Here is a 17,414-nt window from a genome sequence, read left to right as displayed (position 1 = left end):
TCGGGGGGTGGTGGGGCCGGCGGGGTCCGGTGGCGTCCATTCCGTGGCCGGTGGCCTGGGCACGGTGGGGTCCGGTACAGGGCCGCCCGCCTCACGCGCGCGGCCCGTACCGCCGTTCGACCTGCTTCATGAACCCGTAGGTCTCCCGGCCGCCCAGGTTGACCACCGGCTGCCAGGAGCGCATCGCCGCGTGCACCGCGGCCGCGATCTCGTCCGCGCCACCGGCCCGGGCCGGGAACCCGCGCGGCGCCGTCGTGCTGGCCGGGGTGCCGGCTGCGAATCCGCGCGGGGACCCCGGCATCACCCCGCCGGCGTTCATCCACTCGAGCCAGGCCCGGTTCTTCCGGGCGGCCGGCTCGTTGGCGATGAACTCCTGCGAGCGCACCTTGATCAGCTCCCCGGTGTCGGCCACGCGCGCGAAGACGTTGTCCGCGGTGGGGTCGGCCGGCGGTGTGCCCGGCACGAGCCCGCCCGCGGCCATGCCCCGCAGCCCCTCGATCACCGATCCGCCGGCGGAGTACCCCGCCTGCGACTTCTCCACGCCGCCGAGCGAGAACTTCTGGTGCGACTCGATGACCTTGATCTGGACCTCCCTGAACGTGGGGATCCGCTCGATCGCCCGCGCGGTCTCCCGGGCGGTGTTCAGGGCGTTCTCGCTCATCCACGAGGAGATGCGGGTGTCCTTGGGGATGCGGAGGATGGCGGCGGTGGTGTCGTTGGCCTTGTTCTCGGCCACCGAGCTCATCCAGGAGTCGACGGCGTCGCTCTCCGGGATGTCGAGCACCGCGGCGCGGGACCGCACGGCCTGGAGGACGATGTCCTCGCCCATCCAGGTCCGCACGGCGATCTGGCGCTCGATGTCGCTGAGCGAGGACTGGGTGCCCTCGGCCATCTGCTTGGCCGCGTCGCTCATCCACGAGTCGATGGAGACCTCCGGCTCGATGCCGAGCACAGCCCGCGCGAGGCTATCCGCCTGTTCGCTGGTCAGCCCGAACCGGACGCCGGTGTCGACCAGGTCGTCGTAGGTGGTGCGCAGCGCGTTCTGCACCTCCGCCTGGGAGGCACCCTGCTTGGCCATGGCCTCGGCCATGTCCCACCCGGCGCGGCCGAGCTCGTTGAACGCCTTCTGCGCGGCGTACCCGCTCTCGGTGGTGGTGTCGAGCATGCCGGTGGCCTCGTCGAAGGCGAAGGCGTTCTCCGCCAGGGCGCCGTGCAGCTCGCGCAGGGACTCGTGATAGGCACCGGTCGCCTCGGCGGCGGTCATGTTGATCTCCCCGAGCTGGCGCAGGCTCTGCATGACGTCGTCCAGGGTCTTCTGGGTGTCCGCGGCCTCCCCTCCGAGCAGGCCCATGGCACCGGCGGCGCCCTCGAGCCCGCCGCCGGCCGCCTGCGCCGACTCGGCCGCGTCCAGCAGCTTCGGCGGCAGATCGCCCATCATGGCCTGCAGCTGCTCCTGGGGCGTGAGGGTCACGTTGAGGCTGTTGGCGTACTGGATGACCGCGTCGCGCAGCTGCGGGAACAGCTTGGCGGTGACCTCGAGCGGCACCCCGGACTTCTCGGCCTCCTCCGCGATGGATCGGAAGGCCTGGGCCGCGCGTTCGGTGTTCCCGTCCCGGAACATCCCGGCGAGTGATTCGTCGACGTTGCCCAGGCTCTTGGCCAGCTTCCCCACCGCCGGGGTCGACGCCGTCAGCCCGCCCATGACCCGGGTCAGGTGGTCGACGCCGCCGCTGTCGTTGATGCGGGCGATGGCGCTGCCGATCCCGTCGATGCCGGACACCGTCCCCTCGAGGGACCAGCGGCCGCGGCCGTTGACGAAGTCGGCGTTGCGGAACGCGTCGTCGAGCCGGCTGACGTTGAACTCCGCCCCGGACATGGCGTTGGTCATCTGGTCCACCGAGAGCACGTCGTCGCGGCTGAATACGGCGCCGAGGCCCTGCAGGACCGCGAATCCGGCGGCGGCCCCGGCCGCGTACTTGCCGACCTTGCTCAGCTTCCCGCCGAGCCCGGTGGTGGCGACCCCGAGGGTGTCCAGCGCCGCCTTGGTCTGGGCCAGCCACGCGATGAGCTTCATCCCGCCGCCGACGGCCAGGGCGGCCGCGCCGGCGAGCCCCGCGATGGCGACGACCGTCCCCATGACGGGCTGGGGCAGACTGCTGAACCACCCGGCCAGCCCGGCCAGGGCATCGGCCATGCCGGCCACCGCGGGCAGGATCGCCGCGCCGGCGGTGACCGCGGCGTCCTGGATCGAGTTCCACGCGATGCGGGCCCGGGACTCGGTGGTCTCGTACCGCTTCCCGGCCTCCTCCACGCGGTCGATGTTCTCCCGGAATCCGTCGTTGCTCTGGTGAAGCGAGCTGGTGAGGATGTCGGAGGCTCCCGCCAGGCGCAGGAACGCGTCCTGCTCGCGGATCCCCCGGATCCCCAGCTCGGTGAGGACCTGCGAGACCGACCCGCCCTCGTCCTTCACCCGTCCGAGCCCCTGCACGAAGGAGTCCAGGGCCTGGGCGGGGTTCTCCCGCCACGTGTTCGTGAACTCCTCCGCCGACGTCCCGGAGATCCGCGCGAAGGTCTCCAGCTCGGTCGAGCTGGTGCGCACCGCGTTGTCGATCTTCTTCAGCGACATGGACATGGCGGTGCCGCCCGCCTCGGCCTCGATGCCCACCGAGGACATGGCCGCGGCGATCCCGAGCACGTCGCCCTCGGTCATGTTCATCTGCGCCCCGGCGCCGGCCAGGCGCAGGGACATCTCCACGATCTCCCGCTCCGTGGTCGCGAAGTTGTTGCCCAGCCGCACCAGCGCGGACCCCACCCGGGAGTAGGCGGACTCCCCGACCTCGCCGACGGTGCCCATGATGTTGGTGAACCGCGCGATGCTGGTCGCGGCGTCCTCGGCGGAGAGGTTGGTGGACTCCCCCATGTCGATCATGGTCCGGGTGAACGCCAGGACATGCGGGGTCTGCACCCCGAGCTGCCCGGCCGCCTCGGCCACCGCGGCCAGATCCTGGTGCGAGGCCGGCAGCTCCCGGGCCATGCCGCGCAGCCCGTCCTCCACGGCCTTGAGCTGCTGCGGCGTCCCGTCGACCGTCTTGGTCACCCCGGCCCACGCGGACTCCCAAGACATCGCAGACTTCACCACCAGCCCGACGGCGCCCACCACCGCGCCGCCGGCGATGGCCGAGCGGTTGGCGATCGTGTCCCACTCGGCGGAGTGCTCGCGCTGCTTGGCGATCACGCCGTTGATCGACCCGGTCACCGAGGACCCCATGCTGGCCCAGACGGAGCCGGCGCGCTCGCCGGCGCCCTCGGCCTTGGTCCCGGCCTCGTCGAAGGACTGCCCGGTCTTGTGGCCGGCCTGCTCCCCCGCCTGGCCGGCCTGCTCCCACGGGGTGGCGACGCCGTCGGCGGCGTTCGCGGCGTCGGCGCCGGCCTCGGCGTAGGCCTGGCCGACCCCGTCGGCGGAGCTCTCGGCGGTCGTGCCGGCCTGGTTCCAGGGCTCGGCGACGTCGTGCGCGGCGGCCGCGGCCTGGTCGCCCGCCTGGTCGTAGGCCTCGCCCACGCCGTCGGCGGAGTGCTCGGCAGAATCTCCCGCCTGCTCCCAGGGCGGGCGGACGTCCTGAGCCGCGGCGGCCGCGGCATCACCGGCCTCGTCGTACGCTTGGCCGACGCCGTCCGCTGACTGCGCGGCAGCGTCACCGGCCTGCTCCCATCCGGGCTTGATCCCGTCAGCTGCGGCCTTTGCTTCAGCGCCGGCGACGTCGTAGGCCTGGCCCACTCCGTCGGCGGACTTCTCCGCGGTATCGCCGGCGTCGGCCCAGGGGGACTTAACCCCCTCGGCGGCTTCACCTGCGCGAACGCCAGCCGCGCCGTAGGCCTCACCAATCCCCTGTGCCGAGCTCGCGGCATCAGTTCCGGCCCGCCGGTAGGCGTCCCCGGCACGCTGCGCGCCCTCGGCTCCCTGCGCCCCGACCTTGGCAAACGCCTGATCGATCTGCGCAGCCGCGGATTTCGACGCCGACGCCGCCTCGGCCATCGCGGCCTTGAACGCCGAGATCTCGGCCTTCAAACGGATCGTGACGCTGCGATCTGCCACCCGAATCACCTCTACTCTGTTGCCATGACTGACCCGCCAGTGCCCACCCGCACCCTGTCCGAGACCCTGCTCTTCTGTGCCAGCGCCCTGATCGGTGCCTTCGCGGTGCTGACGCTGTTCACCGCGCTCACGTTCGAGAAGCCCTCCGCCGCGCCGGTCGGGGCGGGGACCTTGGCCATCCTGCTGGCCGGGCTGGGATACCTCGCCCGGCTCACCCGGCTGGTCACGGCGTGGATGGGCGCGGAGGCGACCCGTGTCGAATCGTCGAAGGAGCATTGAATGGCACGCGCACAGCAGAAGCGACTCCCCGGGGACACCATGCTTGGCTTCGGCATCGCCTACCTCTTGATCGCGCTGATCCTCGGGGTGGCGACAGCCCTCGGCGGGGGCGTGCCCGGACTGCCGGTGATCCTGCTGTGCATCGCCGGGCCGATCTTCATGCTCATCGGCTACCTCCAGCGCATCGCGGCGGCCCGGGACTCCGAACGGGTGCGCCATGACTGAACGACGGCTGCCCGGCCGGGGACTGATCATCGCGGGCATCGTGGTCCTCGCGTTGACCGCTCTCGCGTTCCTCGGCCTGCTGGTCTTGGCCTGGTTCTACGGCCTGGCATTGCTGGGGCTGGTGCTGCTGCTGATCCCGCCGGCCGGTCTCGGCGTCGTGCTGATCGTCATCGGGTACCTCAAGCGCATCGCGGCCACCCGGGAGCCCGCCGACGGAATTGCCCTCCGGAACGAAGGTGCGCCACAGATCGAGCGGTGATTCCCAGCCGAGGATCCCCGGCCCATCCCGCGAAGCCGGGGCCCTAGGTTCAGCGCGCACCTCGCCTCTATGCTCAGTCTATGAGCGATGTCACACGGCGTATCAGGTGGCGCAAACACCTGCAGGGATGGGGCATGGCCCTCTTCTTCATCGGCGCGGCCATGAACTTCTCCAGCTGGGCCTGGGACATCGATTTCGGCTTCACCAGTCTGATTGTCTTCATCATCGGTACAACAGCGGTGTGCACGGGAACCTACATAGGACGCGGTCTGCCCGCCCAGCCCGTCACCACGGAGCAGCCCCAAACGCCGTCCCCGTCTGCTCAGCAGGATCCTCCCGCACCGCGATGAGCACCTGACCCGGCGCCGGCTCCTTGATGTCCCGCTGCGCGGACTCCACGGCCTCCTTCGCGAAGCACGTCTGCGTCTCGACCCGGAACCGCCCGGACATCCCCGGATCCCGGCACACGGAGACCGGGTTCCCGCACTCGGGGCACCGCTCGAGCTCGACGATCTGGAAGGCGAGCGCCGCGATCCGGTCCCGGACGCTCCAGGCCTCGCCGGAGCCGAGGAAGAACCCGGGCGGCTTCCCCCACGCCCGGCCGGTCTTCAGCGCCAGCAGGACCCCGGGGTTACGGCCGCTCGCCAGGGCGTCCGCGGCGAAATCGGGGCGTCACGTCGATCTGCTGCGCCGCCTGGTACCGCAGGATGATCGCGGCGAACTGCGCCCCGATCGTCCGGTGCAGGGCGGCCCACTGCTCCGGTTCCAGGGCCCGGCCCTGCAGCCGGGCGGCCCGGGCCAGGATCCGGTACCAGTAGTCCATGTCCTGGTGGTAGTTGTAGTCCTTCGGCTTCTCCCCCAGCTCGGCGCGGATCTCGGCCAGCTCGGGCTCGATCAGCGCGTACAGCTCGACCTCCGCCTTCGCCGCCTCCATCCGCTCGAGCAGCCGCTGCTTCTCCCGTTCGAGCTCGCCGGCGCCGGCGTCGCCCATGGACTCCATGCCCTCCGGCGCCTCCTCGGCGCGCTTCATGGCGGCCTCGATGCGTTCGACGTCGGCGGCCAGGTGCGCATCGCGGTAGACGGTCACGACCTCGCGCAGGCGGTGCTCCGTGCCGCCGGTCAGCCAGTCGCCGAGGTCGAAGGTCTCGGCATCAGGGGCCGAATGCTCGGCGGGCCGGGCCTGATCGGTGAGCGCGCGGGCGGCGAGGGTCTCGGGGGTGGTGCTGTCGGTCATGGCCGATGGTTCTCCGTTCTGGGGGCGGGGCGGGGCGGGTCGGTTCGCGGCGCCGCCGACGCCGGTTCGTTCTGTCACGGGGTGGGCGGCCCGCCGCCCGGGAGAGGACGCCGGGCGGCGGGCACGGGTGAGGGGGCCGTGCGGTGGGCGGCCGCGCGGCGGGGCTACCGCCCGCCGGTCGAGGTCACCGCGGGGCGCACGGCCCGGTTCTGCCAGGCCCGCTGCGGGTTCAGCGGCACGGTGCGGCGGATGAAGCCACCGTTGTCGGTGGGCTTCTGCGGGGTGTCGGTGAGGATCTCGTAGACGTCGACCTCGTCGGTGGCCTCCCAGGCGGCGTCGAACCGCTTGCCGGTCTCCCGGGCGACCATGTACCCGCCGGTGCCCTTGTCCTTCAGGGCCTGGAAGGCGATGTCGCCGAGGGTGTCGTGGCGGCCGAGGTGGGTGGGGTCGAACCAGCGGAAGATGCTGATGAGCCCCTCGTAGTTGGAGGGGCCCAGCACCACGGGGTTGGACTCGTCGCTCAGGGCGGCCTGGTCGTCCACGGTCTCGGAAGCCGTAGCCGAGAGCCGGTAGTCGGCCTTCAGCACGCGCTGGGACAGGTCAATGCCGGCGTTGAGCTCGGCGATGGTGGGGTTCTCGGGGTCGGAGAGGTAGGTGCAGTAGGTCAGGCGGATCTTGGCGTCGGCGAGGGTCTTCGGGGGCAGGATCTGCGGGGCGGCGGTGGCCGCGGTCAGGATGGTCATTCAGTGTGCCTCCTTCTCGGTGGTCTTGGCGGGTCTGCGGCCGGCGCGCGGGCTGGTTCCGGGCTCGCCGGCGCCGGCGGCCGGGTCGGTTCCGGGGGCGGCCGGCCCGGTCGCGGCGGTGACCGCGTCCTTCGCCGCGGCCCCGGCGGCGTCGGCCGTCACGGTGGTCGCCGCGTCGCCTCCCGCCGGCAGCGGGCTCACGAGCTCCGGGAACAGCTCGAGGTGCTCCTCGGGCCGGTAGATGGTCTCGCCGTCTGTGGTGCGCATGGGCACGATGGCCATGGGTGGTCTCCTTCGTCGGATCGGGGGGTGGCGGATGGGGGTCAGTCAAGGTCGAGGGTCCACAGCAGGGGCAGGTACTGCCGGGGCGGGGTGACGCCGGTGTCGGTGATGATGAACGCGTGGGCGTGCTGCTCGGCGTCGGGCTTCACCACGTGGTCCCCCACGCGCAGGTTGGTCAGCGCGGGGCCCACCCGGTCGGCCAGCCAGTGGACGTTCGCGGCGTCCGCGCCGACCAGCTGCGTGTGGATCCGCAGCCGCCGCGCCCCGGTGGCGGCCAGGGCGTCGAGGGCCTCCATGGCCGGGTCCGCGGCACCCTGGGAGACCCACAGGCACACGTAGGGCCGGATCCTTCCCGAGGGGTGGGTCGGCACGGCCCGGTCCACGGTGCCGGTGTAGACCGGCAGGCGCCCGTCGATGCCCCGCAGCGCCCGGTGCAGCCGCTCCCGGGCCTCGTCGGCGGTGACGCTCACAGCAGCGCCTCCCCCGCCTGGGCGATCGCGCGCTCGTAGGCCGGGGCCACGACGTCGAACGCCGGCGTCATGTACGGCCGGGCGGCCATCCGGGAGGTCCCGTACTCCAGGTAGATCCCGTAATGCGCGCCGGGCCCGACGAGGACCTCGCCCGGGGCGGGGCTCTCCGCGGCGATGGAGGCCCGCAGGTACCCGGTGTCCACGGGGGCCCGGCGCTGCGCCTGGGCCTGCAGGTCCGCGCCGGCCTTGACCGTCGCGGCGTGGACGGCCCGCTCCACCCGGGCGGCGCCGGCGCGCAGGTCCCCGGCGAGCTCGGCGAGCTCGGTGCTGTCAGTCGCCATAGTCCATCGCTCCGTTCTGGGTCTCGACGTCGACGCAGAGCAGGTCCCGCTGCCACAGGTCGGTGCCCTGCAGGACGTGCACGACGTCGAACCGGCGGCCCGTCAGCTGGGGGTCGTAGCGCGGGGTGTCGGTGATGACGATCTGCGCGCTCGCGGCGCCGCCGGTGATCTCGTGGGCCCACTCGAGGGGAAGGGAGATGCGGTAGAGCTTCGCGCCGACGATCTGGCCGGCGGCGATGCCGAGGTCCGCGGCGCCGGAGTTCAGTTGCTGGACGCGGCAGGGCGCGCCCTCGGCCACGAGGTCCCAGTCCTCCCTCTCGAATCCCACGGGTGGGTCGAGGACGCGGTGGTAGATGCGGCATCTCGCGGTGAAGGCGGCCTCGGCGACCGGCCGGTGGTGCTCGTGCCAGCCGGGTGGGATGAGCGGTCGGTCGGGGTCTAGGGCGCCCATCGTTCGGTCCCCTCCTGCCGGGTGGGCGGGCCGGCGGGGATGTACGCGGCGTAGGCGGCGTCCGGGCCGGTGCGGGCGTCGTCGGCGTCGGCGTCGGCGATCAGGTCCCGGGCCTGGGCGCGCAGCTCGGCGGCCACGGAGGGTCCGTCGGTGGAGAGGTCCTGGGTGGTGATCTTCTTGGACAGCAGCACCTCGGAGGCCGCGATGCTCAGCAGCGCCCGGGCGGCGGCCCGTTTGACGGAGCCGCCGCTCAGGCGCAGGAACCGGCGGATCTGCTCGGGGTCGAACAGCTCGGAGCGGTCCCGGCGCGGTTCCCCGATGAGCAGGCGCACGTCGGCGACGTCGTCCGGGGTGTCCCCGTGGTCCGCGGCGGCGGCCCGGGCCGGGTCCGGGCCGCCGAACGGCTGCTGGGTGTCCATCGCGCCTCCTCGGCTTGGGTGGGTTCCCGCCCGGGTCAGGAGCCCTGGGAGGCGTAGACCGCGTAGGGCATGAGCGCGGCGCCGCCGGTGACGTGCCGGCCGCGGTACCAGATGGTGTCGTCCTTGAAGGAGCCCTGCATGGGGTCGATCGGGCCGCCCCCGCCGGCGCGCAGGCCCTGGGTGTTGCTCACGCGCAGGTCCGGCTCCTCGTGCCCGTCGAGGCTGACCTTCGCGATCGCCGGCGTCGTGGAGCCGGGCTCGGGCAGCAGGTACCAGGTGGTCTCGGCCTTGTTCGCGGTGTCGTACTTGGCCAGGGCCCGGGGCGCGACGAGCGAGGCGATCGAGGCGCGCACGCCGTTGCCGGTCTTGGTCGCGGTGCCGCCCTGGGTGGTCTGGACCTCGGTGATGTTGAGGATCGCCTCGGCGGCGGTCTTCAGGGCGGGGTGGACCACGAGGGTGAACCGGTCGACGTCGATGAGCTGCCCGTCCTCGCCCTTGCGCAGGCGCAGGGCGCCGAGCGCGGTGAGGAGGTTGTCGTAGGTCAGCGGCAGTCGGGTGGGCGCGGAGGGCCCGGTGAACAGGGTCTTGGACGGCCCGCCGCGGGGGTCGATGAGGCAGCCGAAGACCTTGGCGTCCTCGGTCCGGCGCGCCGCGGAGGCCAGCCGCTGAGGCAGCTTGGCGAGGGTGGACCAGTTGCGGGAGAGGTTCAGTTCCCAGGTCAGGCCGATCGCGCGGCCGGTCTTGCCGACCTGGATCTTGTATCCGGTCTCGGTCAGGGGCGCGCCCTTGTACTCCTCGCCCTGGGCGACGTCGTCGAACTCGTCGAGGTCGTGGAGGCCGACGTAGGGCTTCTCGGTGAAGTCGGGGACGCCGGCGGTGTCGACGATGCCCTGCCATTCGGGGGTGTGGGCGCGGAAGAGGTCGAGGGCCTCGATGCCGAGCGCGGGCGCGAGCAGCTTCGGGAAGTCGGCGGTGGTGAAGGCCTCCTGCAGGTTGGCCTTGGCGCGGAATCCGCCGGTCAGGCCGGCCTTGAAGGTCTTGGCGGCCTCGAGGACGCCGGTGAAGTCGGAGGGGCGGGCCTGTTCGATCTTGTCGGCGTGCAGGAAGTCGCTGTCCATGAAGGTGGTGGTCATGCTGGTTCTCCTAGAGGGGTGGGGGCTACCGGGGGACCTTGCCGTAGGGGGCGACCTCGACCGGCGAGTTCCCCGGTCCGGCCGGGGTGAGCGCGACGCCGAAGGGTTCGCCGTTGCCGACGGTGCTGCTCAGCATCCCGGTGGAGGTGAGGTTGATCTGCTGCCCCACCGTGACGGTGCCGTTGACGGTGAGGATGTAGGACCCGTCGAGCCAGAGGGTGACCATCTCGTCGCGGGCGGCGTCGGTGTGGACGACGCCGGCGAACTGGCCGATGCGCACGGGATCCCCGGACTTCAGGGCCCGCGGGGCGGGGAAGGAGATGTGGTCGGCGCGGGTGTAGCGCTGGTTCAGTGCCATGGTGGTCAGGCCTCCTGCTTCATGATCTTCAGGACGTCGCCGGCGGTGGGCGCGGCGGTCCCGGGGGTGGTGGCGGTGGTGTCGCCGAGGCCGGTGACGGCCCCGGCGGCCCGTGCCGCGGGTGCGGCGGCGCGGTAGGGCGCGGTCTCCTCGAGGGCCTCGGTGCGGAAGGCCTCGGCGTCGAACTCCTCGGCGCCGGCGGCGGCCTCGGCGAGGCGGGCCCGGTGCCTGGGCGCGTCGATGCCGTCGAAGGCCTCGTCCAGGATCCGCTCGGCGGCGGCGAGGCGTTCGGCGCGGCGGGCCTCGGCGAGCTCGGTCTCGAGCTGGGCGGCGCGCTGCTCGGCGGTGGTGAGGCGCTGGTAGTCGGCCTCGTCGATCTCGATGGTGGGCACGGGGGCCTCGCTTTCTCTGGTGGGGGTCGTCTCGGTCGGGGGCGGGGTCAGGGTTGGAGCCGGAGTCGCCGTCGGCGTCGGGGTCGGAACCGGAGTCGCCGTCGGCGTCGACGTCAGGGCTGGGGTCGTCTCGGTAGCGAGTAGCGTCTGGCCACCGGCATCCAAGCCGGAACCGGGCGGGCCGGCGACAGCGTGGAACACGGTCTCCCGGTGGACCTCGGCCGGCTCGCCCACCGGGGTCACCACGGTCCCGGCGAGCCGGTAGGGCTGCCGGTGGTAGGTGCCGGCGGACCAGTCGTGGACGATGTACACGGCGTCGTCGAAGTCGACCAGCTCCCGCTCGGTGCCGTCCCGCCGGTTCCGCTCGATCAGCGCGGCGGCGATCCACTGCCGCAGGTCCCCGGTGAGGGCCTCCACGGCCTGGGTCCGGGTGGGGCGGGCCGACTCCAGGACCCGCAGGATCCGCCCGCCGCGGCCGGCGCGGGTCACGAAGTCGATGGAGGTGCACTCGGCGATCCGGGTGATGATCCGCTGCCCGCCGGCCTCCCGGTACTCGGCGTTGCCGCGGATCGAGACGCCGATGTCCTCGGCCATGTCCCGGATGACGGCCCAGTGCCCGTAGAGCCTCGCCTCCGCGACCAGGGCGCCGTCGGCGTCCAGGCGGGCGTCCTCGGTCAGGACGCCGGCGAGGTTGCGCAGGTCGCCTTCGGGGCGCTCGTAGGCCTCGGTGGGCGAGGCGTGGTTGACGAACATCTGGGTGCCGCGGGCGAAGACGCCGGCCTCGGCCGCGGCGGCCAGGGTCTCGGGCGGGTACGTCCCGGAGCTGCCCTGCCCGGGGCTGATGATCTTGACCAGCAGCCGGCCCCCGGTGCGGGCGGTAGTGCTGCCGGCGGTCTCGGCGATGTGCACGGTCATGGGTCTCCCTCCATGGTCAGCAGGTCTCTTAGCGGGGTCGGTTCGATCGAGCGGCGCCACCCGGGGTTCTCCCGCCAGCGGGCGAGGTCGGCCCAGCGGATGCGCCCGGCGTCGTAGGCGCCGGCGATCCGGGGGCCGAGGATGCGGCGGCGGGTCTCCGGGTTCTGGTCGTTGAGCCATTCCTCGCCGGTGCGCATCGCCGGGCCCGTGTCCTGGACGCCGGGGTGCCCGAGCTCGGCCCAGGTCCTGGTGACGGGCAGGGCGATGCACCGGCCGTTGTGGTGGTCCTCCGGCGGCGGGTCGTCCACGGTGAAGCGGGTGCCGTGCATGGCCAGGCAGGCCCGGCAGCACAGGGAGTCCAGCGAGGCCTCCCAGACCCAGCCGTCGACGACGTGCCGGTTGGCCTGCATCCACCGCCGCTGGGCCTCGCGGTGGGCGTCGAGCATCTCGGTGCGCGCGATCGTCCTGGCCCGCGGCAGCCCGCCGTTGAACGCGGTCCCGGTGCGCTGGATGATCCGCTGTGCCACCGCCCGGGGGTTCTCCCCGACGGCGATGCCGCGGATCAGCTCGGCGCGCATGGCGAGCTCTACCGCGGCGGGCAGGGCCAGGTGCCGGGCGGTGATGTTCTCGCGGGCGCGGGTGACGATCGCGTCCAGCTGGTCGTAGACCTCCGTCAGCCCGGCCCCGGGGTCGTCGCCGCCCTCGGCGCGGTCCGGGCCGGGCAGCTGGGCCGCGACCATGGCCCGGGTGCCCTGCAGGGTGGCGGCGAGCGCCTCGGGCAGCAGGAGCACGACGTCGTCCCCGTACTCGGCGAGGATCTCCCCGAGGCGCTCCCGCGCTTGGGCGAGCGCGGCGGCCAGGCGCCGGGAGCGGGTGAGCCGGGAGGGCGGGACCCGGCCGGTGCGGGCCCGGTCCATGAGCTCCTCGAGCGTGTCGGTCAGCTCGGGCGCGATCTCCCGCCAGGCGTGCCACCACGCGGCGACCAGCGCGGCGTCGGAGGGGTCCAGGAGGGCGGCGAGCTCGGTCTTGAGCTGCTGGCCGAGGGCGGCGACGTGGACAGGCGCGGTCATGGGGTCCTCCCTTCGCTCGCGGCTTCGGTGGCCCTGCGGTGCTCGGCGCTGCCCGGGGCCGTCCCGACCCGGTCCCGGGTCGTCCCGGACCCCTCCGAGCCTGTCCCGAACCGCCCCGGGCCCGTCCCGGCCTGACCCGGGGCCGTCCTGCCCCGGCCCGGGCCCGTCCCGAACCGCCCCTGCTCGTACCGCCTCAGCAGCTCGTCCCCGATGCTGGCCCCGGGCGGGACGAACACGCCGTCGTCGTCGAGCATCGACTCCACGATCTCGTCGACGTCGCGCACCCGCAGGGCGCGCAGCAGCAGCCGGGCGGTGACCTCGGGCGGGATCTTCTCGGTGGCGTCCGCGGCGATGATCGCCTCGATGGCCTCCCGCTCCCCCAGCTCGTCCAGCCGCGGCCACTCGATCGTGAGCGTGCGCGGCGTGTCCCCCGCCAGGGTGACGACTCGTCGATCCCCCTCCCGCGCCACGGTCCCCTGCAGCGGCCCGGCCGGGGCGATCACGGCCATGTCGACGACGTAGTTCAGCGAGGCCCGCAGTGCCTCGGTCCAGAGCTCGCGGCGGGACTGGAACTCGTAGATCATCGGCTGGGTCAGGGTCTCGGCGACGGCGCGCGCCCCGGTGGCGCCCGGGTCCCCCAGCAGCAGGGTGATGGGGACGCTGAGCCCGGCGGAGACCATCACGGCCAGGGGCTTGCCGGACTCGGCGTCGATGGTCGCCCCGGCCTTCGGGATGGCCTCGATGTCGGCGTTGGCCGCCGCGATCGCCCCGCCGGCCACGCCGGCGCGCATCGCCTCCTGGATCGCGCCGCGGGCGGCCTGGGTGGCCTGCCGGTCCTTGCCGGAGATGCGGTAGGTGATCCGGGCCAGGGCCGACATGTAGTTCGCCCAGTCCTCCAGGTAGCGCTTGTACGCCCGGACCCACGGGATCGAGGCGTAGACGTCGCCCACGCCCCACTGCCAGTCGGCGAGCCCGTTGTCCCGCACGTGGTAGACCGGCGCCTCCCAGACCACGCGGATCCCGTCGATGCGCTTGTGCCGGACCACGGGCGCGTACCCCAGGGCCGGGTAGTAGGCGACGTGCTCGGTGGTGGAGGTCTGCCCGGCGGTGACGTTGCGCTGGGTCCAGCGGCGCAGGTAGTACCAGGGTTCGGTGGAGTCCTCGGGGTTGGCGATGATCTCCTCGACCTCGTCGAAGGGGATGGCCCGGACCTTCACGGCGCCGGTGCGGGGGTCGGTGAAGTGGGCGAGGAACCGGTTGCCGTCGGTGCCGAGGGCGGTCTCGGCGTCGAGGTGGGCCTGGTGCCCGGTGTAGGCGACGCGGTTGCCGGGGTCGTCGAGGAAGCGCTGCACGACGTCGTTGACGTCCTGGGCGCCGTGCTCCCCTGTGGCTTCGGCGGTGATGCCCACGCCCTGCCCCCAGACGAAGGAGGCGCGGATCGCGAGCCCGCGCTTGATCAGCGGGTTGGCGATGGCCAGGGCGCGGCCGACCTCGGCGTTGGCGCGGCGGACGGCGGCGGGGAACTCGCGCGCGCCGGGGCCGGTGAGCTGGGCCCATCCGGTGTCCTCGCGGGCGAGCTCGAGGTCGGCGACGGACTCCTGGACGAGCTCGAGCTGGTCCAGCAGCTGCCGCCGCTCACCGGGCGCGTACCCGAGGCGGCGGGCGAGGGCGGCGTCGGCGGCGCGGGAGGCGGTCTCGCGGAGGGCGTGCAGGATCCCCACGGGGCATCACCTCCGTCGCGGCGCTCGGTCTTCGGTTGTGCGGCCGGGCCGGCCCGGTTTGTGCCGACGGGTGGTCTAGGTTGTGGGGCGGATCAGACCCGGCCACGCCGCATCGCGGGCAGGTCTGCGCGGCAGCCCCGGTCAGTACGGGCTGATGGACCACCCGCGGGCATCCATCAGCTCCCACTCCGGCGCGTCCCACGTCCCGCCGCCGACCGGCAACGGATGCAGCAGCAGCTGATTCACGGCCTGCGTCATCGCGTCCACCGAGTCGTCGTGCGAGGAGGCGGGGAACAGCTTGGCCTCCTCCACGAGCTCCCCCACGTTGGGCAGCAGCTCGTCGTCGGGCAGCACGACGTCGTGTGAGAACACCAGCGGCGACACCGCATTGGCCCGCGCGACCTTTGACCCCTCCGGCTCCACCGGGATCAGCCCATTGAGCTGCCCCGCCAGGGCGTTCATGACGGCGGGCCCGTTGGCCTTGTCCTCGACGTACTTCGCGACCGCCTGCGGCCACCGCGCGGAGAGCCGCCGGATCGCGGCGAGCGTGTCGTTGAAGTTCAGCCGATCCCGGATCATGTCCAGCAGATACGCCCTGGTGCCAACGCGCAGCCACACCTGCCCCACGACGTAGTCGGAGGAGTCCGTGGCCTTGAACGCCAGGTCCCAGGACTGGACCAGCTCGTGATCCTCCCGCTGCCCGACGCCGGGCACGATCCGCGCCCCGTCGGGCCGCTCGGTCCACATCGGGGTGGAGTAGCGGGCCCACTCGCCGGGGAACACGCCCCCGGCGTCCGGGGAGGGCCGGCCCTGGTACAGCGACGCCCACGTCTTCGGGCCGGACTGGCGCTTCCGGGCCTGCCACTGCCGCGTGGTGCGGCCACGGGCGGAGACCATGAACTGCCCCGGCTCACGGCCCAGCGGGTCCGTCTCGCCCTTCTCGGGGCGATGGTCTGCCTCGGCGGGGATGCGCAGGAACCGCCAGTTGGGGTCGGACTTCATGAGCCTACCGGCGAGGTCATCCTCGTGCCAGCGGGTCAGGATCACGATCACCGGCGCACCCGGCGCGAGGCGGGTCAGCGCGGTGTCGGTCCACCAGTCCCAGGCCTTCTCACGGAAGGTCGGGCTGTCGGCCTGTTCGCGGCCCTTGACGGGGTCGTCGATGAGCAGGAGGTCTACGGGGCGGCCGGTCATGGCGCCACCGATGCCGGCGGTGAAGATCCCGCCGTCGCGGCCGACGAGCTGCCATTCGTGCTGAGCGGACAGGTCGTCACGGACCGCGAGGTCCAGGACGTCGCTGTGCTGGGTGATGTCGTCGCGGACGGCGCGACCCCAGCGGCGGGCGATGTTCGCCTCGTAGGAGGCGATCGCGATCCGCAGGTCAGGGTTCTGCTGCAGCGCCCACGTCGGAAACCGACGCGAGGCCCGCTGGGACTTCCCCTCCTGCGGTGGCATCGAGATGATGAGCCGCGAGTCAGGGGTGTTGAAAGCCTCGACCAGGGCCGCGTCGATCAGATCGAGCGCGGGGGTCTGCACGGTGCGGAAGTCCAGCTCCCGGGCCATGTCCCCGGGGGTCTCCCACTTAGCGACGTGAGGGGCGAAATGGGCGGCGAGGGCGCCCCAGAACGATGCGTTCACGGGGCGGCTCCCTCCATCTCGCTAGGCTGGTCAGACACGATTCGAAAGGACTGACATGAGCGAGAACATCTACGTCTACCCAGTTGGAGACAACTGGCGCGTGACGCTGCCAGGAACCGACAACTTCCGGGAGTACAGGACCAAGGAGAACGCTATCGGTGAGGCCAAGCGCAACGTCAATATGACAGGCTGCCACGCTCAGGTCCTTACGAGTGCTGACGGTCAGGTGGAGGAGGTCATCGCCTGATAAGTGCTCGCCCGTCAGCGCATAACAGTGTCCGTCGGGTGCTTGCTCTCGGTCACGGGCAGAGGTGACCGCCCAGACACTGATTTACCCTCCTGGGGCGGCATCGAGATGATGAGTCACAAGTCGGCGCTGCTGAACGCTTCGACCAGGGCCTCGTCGATCAGGTCCATCCCCGGCGTCCGCACAGTTCGCGGGTCGAGCTCACGGGCCATGTCCTACGAGTCTCCCACTTCGCGACGTGCGGGGTGAGGGCGCCCCAGAACGATGCATTCACGGGGCGCCCTCCGATCTAGTCTTCGGGTCTACTGCCGGTGAAGTACTCCCATGCATCTGCCAACTGCTTGGGGTCACTTGGATCCTGGATCGTGTAGGTGTCACCCTTGATTCGCTGAGTAGTGACAGTCTTCTGCGTCGGGCCGATTGATGCTTGTGACTTGACTACTTCCATGCTGAGAACAAACTTCTCTGACTTCCTCATCCATAGGAAGGTCTTTCTGCTGATCGTCAGGGTGACATCACTTTGAGGACCCGTTGCATTTTGAAGCCGCGGACTGATTGAGTACAGGTTTCTGACTTCAAGACCGGGAGGCCAGGTTGGAACTTCAGAACCAAGTTGCTTTCTGACATGCCGCGAGACGTCTTTCTCATCCCGTTCACCAGCTTTCGCGTCTGAGAAATGGAATCTCACCCTTTTTGCTGCGCGTCTTCCGTTGTTCTGAACGATCAGGAACGCATATTTCGCCTCATCATCAGGTTCGACATGCGCGCTCATATATGGACTGTTTGCGGAGATAACTGAAATTGCGGTGACCACAAGCGTGAGGGCGGCGACCACCACCCCGCCGACCGTTGCTCCGTCGGTCACTAGAGGAGGGAGGCCTGAAAGAAGAACTATCACCTTTTCATTCTCTCACCTTGTGTGCCTGTCAGCGCACGACAGCGTCCGTGGGGCGCTTGATCTAGGTGACGCGTAGGATGCGCGCCACCTACAACTTCACCGCGCGCAAGCGGTCTCATGTAGTGGGCGGAATCCGGACCGGCATTTCGTCGTAGCAGGGGGCACTGACAACTCTAGTTCTACCCCACTTCGTCCGTTACTCGTCCACGTGACTCAGAATGGGCTACGATGCAGCGCGGACTTCGC

Annotated in this window: 20 protein-coding genes; 5 read left to right on the top strand and 15 right to left on the bottom strand. The window is 71.6% G+C overall.

Annotated elements, in window-relative coordinates:
- Positions 1-91: 91 nt before the first annotated feature.
- Positions 92-4,093, bottom strand: coding sequence for a phage tail tape measure protein (locus tag NBM05_RS08465; RefSeq protein ID WP_254166518.1), 4,002 nt, complete (start codon positions 4,091-4,093; stop codon positions 92-94).
- A gap of 24 nt (positions 4,094-4,117) precedes the next feature.
- Here NBM05_RS08465 and NBM05_RS08460 point away from each other — a divergent pair, with 24 nt between their 5' ends.
- The 4 genes from NBM05_RS08460 (at position 4,118) to NBM05_RS08445 (ending at position 5,206) form a co-directional block, all read left to right on the top strand.
- The gene (locus NBM05_RS08460) at positions 4,118-4,372 is read left to right on the top strand and encodes a hypothetical protein (RefSeq protein ID WP_254166517.1); all 255 of its coding nucleotides are present in this window, start codon (positions 4,118-4,120) and stop codon (positions 4,370-4,372) included.
- Positions 4,373-4,597, top strand: a complete 225-nt coding sequence (locus NBM05_RS08455) for a hypothetical protein (RefSeq protein ID WP_254166516.1) — start codon at positions 4,373-4,375, stop codon at positions 4,595-4,597. It begins immediately after the preceding gene.
- A complete protein-coding gene (locus tag NBM05_RS08450) occupies positions 4,590-4,856 on the top strand; it encodes a hypothetical protein (protein WP_254166515.1) in 267 nt (88 codons plus the stop codon). The genes NBM05_RS08455 and NBM05_RS08450 overlap by 8 nt, the downstream gene beginning before the upstream one ends.
- 134 nt (positions 4,857-4,990) lie before the next feature.
- Positions 4,991-5,206: a hypothetical protein gene (locus tag NBM05_RS08445; RefSeq protein ID WP_254166513.1), complete on the top strand. Its 216-nt coding sequence runs from the start codon at positions 4,991-4,993 to the stop codon at positions 5,204-5,206.
- A gap of 281 nt (positions 5,207-5,487) precedes the next feature.
- On the opposite strand, the gene NBM05_RS08440 is transcribed toward NBM05_RS08445, so the two are convergent.
- From NBM05_RS08440 to terL, 13 genes are all read right to left on the bottom strand, one after another.
- Entirely contained in the window at positions 5,488-6,090 is a 603-nt protein-coding gene (locus NBM05_RS08440; protein ID WP_254166511.1) for a hypothetical protein, read from the bottom strand.
- A 164-nt stretch (positions 6,091-6,254) separates the two neighbouring features.
- The gene (locus NBM05_RS08435) at positions 6,255-6,833 is read right to left on the bottom strand and encodes a phage tail tube protein (protein ID WP_254166510.1); all 579 of its coding nucleotides are present in this window, start codon (positions 6,831-6,833) and stop codon (positions 6,255-6,257) included.
- Positions 6,834-7,115, bottom strand: a complete 282-nt coding sequence (locus NBM05_RS08430) for a hypothetical protein (RefSeq protein WP_254166509.1) — start codon at positions 7,113-7,115, stop codon at positions 6,834-6,836.
- 41 nt (positions 7,116-7,156) lie between these two features.
- The gene (locus tag NBM05_RS08425) at positions 7,157-7,585 is read right to left on the bottom strand and encodes a hypothetical protein (RefSeq protein ID WP_254166508.1); all 429 of its coding nucleotides are present in this window, start codon (positions 7,583-7,585) and stop codon (positions 7,157-7,159) included.
- The gene (locus NBM05_RS08420; RefSeq protein WP_254166507.1) at positions 7,582-7,926 is read right to left on the bottom strand and encodes an HK97-gp10 family putative phage morphogenesis protein; all 345 of its coding nucleotides are present in this window, start codon (positions 7,924-7,926) and stop codon (positions 7,582-7,584) included. Before NBM05_RS08420 ends, NBM05_RS08425 begins: the two co-directional genes overlap by 4 nt.
- Positions 7,916-8,377, bottom strand: coding sequence for a DUF6093 family protein (locus tag NBM05_RS08415; RefSeq protein WP_254166506.1), 462 nt, complete (start codon positions 8,375-8,377; stop codon positions 7,916-7,918). The genes NBM05_RS08420 and NBM05_RS08415 overlap by 11 nt, the downstream gene beginning before the upstream one ends.
- The gene (locus tag NBM05_RS08410; protein ID WP_254166505.1) at positions 8,365-8,796 is read right to left on the bottom strand and encodes a hypothetical protein; all 432 of its coding nucleotides are present in this window, start codon (positions 8,794-8,796) and stop codon (positions 8,365-8,367) included. The genes NBM05_RS08415 and NBM05_RS08410 overlap by 13 nt, the downstream gene beginning before the upstream one ends.
- 35 nt (positions 8,797-8,831) lie before the next feature.
- Positions 8,832-9,929 carry a phage major capsid protein gene (locus tag NBM05_RS08405; protein ID WP_254166504.1) on the bottom strand — a complete coding sequence of 366 codons (1,098 nt, stop codon included), beginning with the start codon at positions 9,927-9,929 and terminating at the stop codon, positions 8,832-8,834.
- 25 nt (positions 9,930-9,954) lie between these two features.
- A complete protein-coding gene (locus NBM05_RS08400; RefSeq protein ID WP_254166503.1) occupies positions 9,955-10,287 on the bottom strand; it encodes a DUF2190 family protein in 333 nt (110 codons plus the stop codon).
- Positions 10,288-10,292: 5 nt separating this feature from the next.
- Complete coding sequence (locus tag NBM05_RS08395) at positions 10,293-11,594, bottom strand: hypothetical protein (RefSeq protein ID WP_254166502.1); 1,302 nt, start codon at positions 11,592-11,594, stop codon at positions 10,293-10,295.
- A complete protein-coding gene (locus NBM05_RS08390) occupies positions 11,591-12,664 on the bottom strand; it encodes a phage minor head protein (protein ID WP_254166501.1) in 1,074 nt (357 codons plus the stop codon). The genes NBM05_RS08395 and NBM05_RS08390 overlap by 4 nt, the downstream gene beginning before the upstream one ends.
- Complete coding sequence (locus tag NBM05_RS08385) at positions 12,661-14,385, bottom strand: hypothetical protein (protein ID WP_254166500.1); 1,725 nt, start codon at positions 14,383-14,385, stop codon at positions 12,661-12,663. The genes NBM05_RS08390 and NBM05_RS08385 overlap by 4 nt, the downstream gene beginning before the upstream one ends.
- Positions 14,386-14,526: 141 nt before the next feature.
- Positions 14,527-16,023, bottom strand: coding sequence for a phage terminase large subunit (gene terL, locus NBM05_RS08380; protein ID WP_254166499.1), 1,497 nt, complete (start codon positions 16,021-16,023; stop codon positions 14,527-14,529).
- Between the two features lie 55 nt (positions 16,024-16,078).
- Between terL and NBM05_RS08375 the strand changes: the two genes are divergently transcribed.
- Positions 16,079-16,270 carry a hypothetical protein gene (locus NBM05_RS08375; protein ID WP_254166498.1) on the top strand — a complete coding sequence of 64 codons (192 nt, stop codon included), beginning with the start codon at positions 16,079-16,081 and terminating at the stop codon, positions 16,268-16,270.
- A 289-nt stretch (positions 16,271-16,559) separates the two neighbouring features.
- Here NBM05_RS08375 and NBM05_RS08370 read toward each other — a convergent pair whose 3' ends face one another.
- Complete coding sequence (locus NBM05_RS08370) at positions 16,560-17,168, bottom strand: DUF8453 domain-containing protein (RefSeq protein WP_254166497.1); 609 nt, start codon at positions 17,166-17,168, stop codon at positions 16,560-16,562.
- Positions 17,169-17,414 lie beyond the last annotated feature (246 nt).

The sequence above is a fragment of the Rothia santali genome, from assembly GCF_024199905.1.
Lineage (GTDB): Bacteria > Actinomycetota > Actinomycetes > Actinomycetales > Micrococcaceae > Rothia > Rothia santali.
Note: the sequence above shows the minus strand (reverse complement) of the source record. Positions and strands in the feature narration are given on the sequence as shown.

Excerpts from the sequence above, each read along its gene's own strand:
- NBM05_RS08400 (WP_254166503.1), bottom strand. The coding sequence starts at position 10,287 with ATGGCACTGAACCAGCGCTACACCCGCGCCGACCACATCTCCTTCCCC.
- NBM05_RS08390 (WP_254166501.1), bottom strand. The coding sequence starts at position 12,664 with ATGACCGCGCCTGTCCACGTCGCCGCCCTCGGCCAGCAGCTCAAGACC.
- NBM05_RS08440 (WP_254166511.1), bottom strand. The coding sequence starts at position 6,090 with ATGACCGACAGCACCACCCCCGAGACCCTCGCCGCCCGCGCGCTCACC.
- NBM05_RS08460 (WP_254166517.1), top strand. The coding sequence starts at position 4,118 with ATGACTGACCCGCCAGTGCCCACCCGCACCCTGTCCGAGACCCTGCTC.
- NBM05_RS08410 (WP_254166505.1), bottom strand. The coding sequence starts at position 8,796 with ATGGACACCCAGCAGCCGTTCGGCGGCCCGGACCCGGCCCGGGCCGCC.
- NBM05_RS08420 (WP_254166507.1), bottom strand. The coding sequence starts at position 7,926 with ATGGCGACTGACAGCACCGAGCTCGCCGAGCTCGCCGGGGACCTGCGC.
- NBM05_RS08435 (WP_254166510.1), bottom strand. The coding sequence starts at position 6,833 with ATGACCATCCTGACCGCGGCCACCGCCGCCCCGCAGATCCTGCCCCCG.
- NBM05_RS08455 (WP_254166516.1), top strand. The coding sequence starts at position 4,373 with ATGGCACGCGCACAGCAGAAGCGACTCCCCGGGGACACCATGCTTGGC.
- NBM05_RS08375 (WP_254166498.1), top strand. The coding sequence starts at position 16,079 with ATGAGCGAGAACATCTACGTCTACCCAGTTGGAGACAACTGGCGCGTG.
- NBM05_RS08450 (WP_254166515.1), top strand. The coding sequence starts at position 4,590 with ATGACTGAACGACGGCTGCCCGGCCGGGGACTGATCATCGCGGGCATC.
- NBM05_RS08415 (WP_254166506.1), bottom strand. The coding sequence starts at position 8,377 with ATGGGCGCCCTAGACCCCGACCGACCGCTCATCCCACCCGGCTGGCAC.
- NBM05_RS08430 (WP_254166509.1), bottom strand. The coding sequence starts at position 7,115 with ATGGCCATCGTGCCCATGCGCACCACAGACGGCGAGACCATCTACCGG.
- NBM05_RS08405 (WP_254166504.1), bottom strand. The coding sequence starts at position 9,929 with ATGACCACCACCTTCATGGACAGCGACTTCCTGCACGCCGACAAGATC.
- NBM05_RS08395 (WP_254166502.1), bottom strand. The coding sequence starts at position 11,594 with ATGACCGTGCACATCGCCGAGACCGCCGGCAGCACTACCGCCCGCACC.
- NBM05_RS08445 (WP_254166513.1), top strand. The coding sequence starts at position 4,991 with ATGGCCCTCTTCTTCATCGGCGCGGCCATGAACTTCTCCAGCTGGGCC.